We start from the raw sequence: 3,963 nt of genomic DNA on the forward strand, positions 1-3,963 counted from the left end.
ACCGCGAAACTTGGCCTCACCTGGAAAACCGATCATTCTTGGATGGGCTCCTGTTGCGAGCAGGATTCCAAAGCTTTTGTAGGAACCTTTATCGGTGGTTGTTTCCCAGATTTCTGCGCCGGATGCTTCTTCTGCTTTTTTTAGGCTGACAACATCCCCAAGCAAAAACTCTGCTCCGAAATGTTCCGCCTGTTTCTGCATGGCCTGGGTCAGTTCTTTCCCACTGGTTTTCATGACGCCTGGATAGTTTACCACTTCATCGGTAATGGTAATCTGGCCGCCGAATTTTTCCTTCTCAATTACCAGAACACGGTAGCAGGCGCGAGCCAGATATAAGGCAGCTGTCAGACCGGCAGGACCTCCTCCGATCACAACTACATCATAGAAATTTTCGTTCGACATTAAAGCATACCTACCAGATCAAGACTTGGCTTCAGAGTTTCGGCTCCTGGCTGCCATTTTGCCGGGCACACCTGGTCTCCGTGTTCTGCTACAAACTGGCTTGCCTGGAGACGGCGGAAAAGTTCATCTGCATTGCGTCCTACATTGCCGGCATTTACTTCATAAACCACGATCTTGCCTTCCGGGTTTACAATGAAGCTTCCTCTTTCTGCCATTCCGTCAGATTCGATCAGCACTTCAAAATCCTTGCAGAGTGCGTGGGTAGGATCTGCCAGCATTGGATAAGTGATCTTACCGATTCTTTCAGAGGAATCATGCCATGCTTTGTGGACAAAATGGGAGTCTGTAGAAACAGAGTAGATTTCGCAGCCAGCAGCCTGGAAATCAGAATATTTATTCTGCAGATCCTCCAGCTCGGTAGGGCATACAAAGGTAAAGTCGGCCGGATAGAAGAAAAATACGCTCCATTTTCCCAGAATATCGGCCTTGGTCACGGTTTTAAACTCCCCATTCTGATAAGCCTGAACAGAAAAATCACTTACTTCTTTATTGATCATTGACATTTTAAAATTCCTCCTTTTTTTGTAATAAGCATTCCCTGGAATGCAGGTATTAATGCAAGTTAGGCAAAACTAACCTTGTCTGCAATATATCATTTCTTTCTGGTGATGTCAATGAATTTTACGTAAGTGAATATCATTCTCAACAAGAATAATTACAATTTAGCAATACCACACTACAGTGCAGACAACCGTTCAAAAATATATTCCTTCTCTGACGACAAATCTTCTCTAAACCTATAGCCCAGTCTGTTAAATTTTTGTATATCAGCTGGATTTTCAATCCCTCTTTCTGCCATAAATCTGACCATTTCACCACGGGCCATTTTTGCATAAGTACCTTTTGTTACTAGCTTTTCTCCGGATAATTCACAAAATGTAATCGTTATATACGTATCTTTCGGTGACAGATATTTTTCTATGCATTTCGAATATTCCTTTGATGCCAGATTAATAATGATCTGGCTGTCATCAATGATGGACTTATACAGCATGTCTCCCCAATAGTCATACAAATTCCGGGTATTTCCTATTGTAACCTTTGCCTGCATTTCCAGACGATATGGTCTCACACCGTCCAGTGGCTTTAGGCTTCCATAAAATGCGGATAAGATTCTAAGATGCTTTTGGATATACTCAAATTGTCCGTATTCAAACACTGCTGGTGCCATATACTGGAATGCAATTCCCTCATAGGACAAAATAGCAGGAGTAAGCATGTGATAAAGATCCATATTTTCTAATCTTTCAAAGTTCTGCCTGGCAATCTTGTCATTGCATTTCCAGATTGCCTTCAGTTTATCTTTTTCCAGACCCTTCATCCAACTTAGTATCTCAGTTGTCTTATCAAGAAAATTCGGCATTCCCACTGGTGCTATGCTGTCCGTATCTGTAACCATCTTTTTTGCTGGTGATAATATAATCTTCATCACGTCAATTCCTTCAGCATATTTTCAGGATCATCTGCCGCTTTCACTTTATCATTTGCCTTTATGATAATTTCATTCTCATCAATCAGATATGTTGTCCGGACTACTCCCATAGAAACTTTTCCATAATTCTTCTTTTCTTTCCAGACGTCATATGCTTCAATCACTTTACGCTCCGGATCTGCCAATAAAGTAAATGCCAGTCCGTATTTTTCTTCAAATCTCTTATGGGAAGCTACAGAATCCTTACTAACACCAAGGATAACAGCTCCTTTTTCTGTAAACAAAGGATACCTTTCTGAAAATCCACATGCCTGTTTCGTACAGCCAGCTGTATTATCTTTCGGGTAAAAATATAAAATCACTTTCTTTCCGGCATAATCGCTTAACTTATGCATGTTTCCATTCTGATCCGGCAACTCAAAATCAGGGGCTTTTGTTCCTGTTTCCAACATTTTTTAATCCTCCGTTTCTGTAGCTTCCGCTTTCTTTCTTGTTTTTTTACTGCCAGAAATCATTTTATGTCCTGTATAGATAGACATTATCATACAAAGCAGAGAGCTTAATGCGAAATATTTATGGCTTGATTTTAAACCTTTGTAACCGGTATAAAAAGCTCCGATTATTGTAATAAGTGCTCCGATAGACCAATATTTATGTGCTTTCATACAATACCCCCATAAAATATAATGTATTAAAATTTTATTGTCTGCCTGCTGCTGTATCCATTTTTCTTAAATTCAGAAAAAAGTACTTCCATTTTAACTGGTGTTACACAGATAAGGTTCATTGGCGAAGCCAGTTTCTTTAATGTTTCTACTGGAAGCTTCTTAATCTTTGCATGTTTATTATATGTATCGGAAAAAGGTTCCACAAGATCTGCCTTTCCTATTACCTGTATGCTTTTCAAATTGTCCGCTCCATCATACTTATCATAAATGGCCAGACATACATTTTCATTTTTCTCAAGACCAATAAACTTTTCGCCACCTTCTGAAAACATCCAAAACTTCCCATCATGGTAGCTATACTCAATTGGGGTACATCTTACATAATCCCCAGTTCCAGTCGCAAGTGCACAAGTATTGTTGGAATTGATATATTCCAATACTGTCTTTTTCAGCTTTTCTTCCGGCATAGCATTCTGTTTTTTATTCTTCCAATAATCTGCTGCTTTCTTAAATTGATCATGTGTCACAAAACCGCCTCCAGACATAACACTTTTAATAGTATTCTTTATTAATATTGATAATGGGGCTGTCCCGACAGCCCCATTTATAATGATTTCAGTTATTTTGTTACACACAAAGTTTCATCAATCCATTTCTGGACATCTTTTTCACTTACCTTAACCAAACGAGCAATCATCTTTACGTCCATGCCCTCTTCTGCCATGGAAAGGGCTGTTTCTTTTGCTTTTTTGAGTTCACCACGTTTCTCTCCGCTTTCCATTCCCTCACTATAGATTTTCTCCATTTCATGGCACATAAGTTCAACCCCTTTCTGTGTCTCCTTCAATTCATATACTCGTTTTGCAAGAATCGGACTGTGCATCTCATCTGCCTTTTTACAGTGTAAATCATGCATTAGCTTTCCAAGTTCTGTATCATCCTGTTTCCTGGAATTTACATATATGATATGTGCTTCATCTTGAAAAGCTTCATTTAATTCTTTGATTTGCCGGTCAATGTGGTAAATGGGAAGTCCATATCCAAGAATATCGTCCCTGGTAATAAAAATCACATAGCTTTCCGGCAGTTCCTCAAAATCCTGTCCGGGATTTAAGGTATTCATATCCATCAGTCCACTATGGTACCGGGCTCTTTTTGGGGAAGCTCCTTCATTATCCTGCTGGATTTCCACATCAAATTGTTTGCCGGCAGAATCCCTGGCAACGCAGTCCATTACTGCAGATCGCCCTTGCAAATTTTTATAATCTTTTTGGATTACCTGATCAATCACGTATAAATCCTGTTTCTCCATAATGACCTGCAGAACATATTCCAGACATTCTCTTTTCTTGAACACGTTTCGCATAAATATATCACTCATGAGTGTAAAATTCTTAATAA

7 protein-coding genes are annotated in these 3,963 nt (G+C 39.4%); all 7 read right to left on the reverse strand.

The window, feature by feature from the left end; genetic code table 11:
• A partial coding sequence (locus tag AB5642_RS19945) for an NAD(P)/FAD-dependent oxidoreductase (protein WP_368371930.1) occupies positions 1–402 on the reverse strand: 402 nt, incomplete at its 3' end.
• Positions 402–965, reverse strand: a complete 564-nt coding sequence (gene ahpC, locus AB5642_RS19950) for an alkyl hydroperoxide reductase subunit C (RefSeq protein ID WP_148463767.1) — start codon at positions 963–965, stop codon at positions 402–404. The genes AB5642_RS19945 and ahpC, both read right to left, overlap by 1 nt.
• Positions 966–1,138: 173 nt before the next feature.
• Positions 1,139–1,891, reverse strand: coding sequence for a peroxide stress protein YaaA (gene yaaA, locus AB5642_RS19955; RefSeq protein ID WP_148463766.1), 753 nt, complete (start codon positions 1,889–1,891; stop codon positions 1,139–1,141).
• On the reverse strand, positions 1,891–2,346 hold the full coding sequence (locus AB5642_RS19960; RefSeq protein WP_148463765.1) for a peroxiredoxin: 456 nt from the start codon (positions 2,344–2,346) through the stop codon (positions 1,891–1,893). Before AB5642_RS19960 ends, yaaA begins: the two co-directional genes overlap by 1 nt.
• A 3-nt stretch (positions 2,347–2,349) precedes the next feature.
• On the reverse strand, positions 2,350–2,559 hold the full coding sequence (locus tag AB5642_RS19965) for a DUF6219 family protein (protein WP_148463764.1): 210 nt from the start codon (positions 2,557–2,559) through the stop codon (positions 2,350–2,352).
• A 26-nt stretch (positions 2,560–2,585) separates the two neighbouring features.
• A complete protein-coding gene (locus AB5642_RS19970; RefSeq protein WP_148463763.1) occupies positions 2,586–3,089 on the reverse strand; it encodes a pyridoxamine 5'-phosphate oxidase family protein in 504 nt (167 codons plus the stop codon).
• A gap of 92 nt (positions 3,090–3,181) precedes the next feature.
• Positions 3,182–3,963 (reverse strand): Rpn family recombination-promoting nuclease/putative transposase (locus tag AB5642_RS19975; protein WP_243271434.1); only part of this gene is annotated, 782 nt, incomplete at its 5' end.

The sequence above is a fragment of the Ruminococcus sp. 1001136sp1_2201st1_G3_2201SCRN_220225 genome, assembly GCF_040924365.1.
GTDB lineage: Bacteria > Bacillota > Clostridia > Lachnospirales > Lachnospiraceae > Blautia_A > Blautia_A faecis.

Excerpts from the sequence above, each read along its gene's own strand:
- ahpC (WP_148463767.1), bottom strand. The coding sequence starts at position 965 with ATGTCAATGATCAATAAAGAAGTAAGTGATTTTTCTGTTCAGGCTTAT.
- yaaA (WP_148463766.1), bottom strand. The coding sequence starts at position 1,891 with ATGAAGATTATATTATCACCAGCAAAAAAGATGGTTACAGATACGGAC.
- AB5642_RS19960 (WP_148463765.1), bottom strand. The coding sequence starts at position 2,346 with ATGTTGGAAACAGGAACAAAAGCCCCTGATTTTGAGTTGCCGGATCAG.
- AB5642_RS19965 (WP_148463764.1), bottom strand. The coding sequence starts at position 2,559 with ATGAAAGCACATAAATATTGGTCTATCGGAGCACTTATTACAATAATC.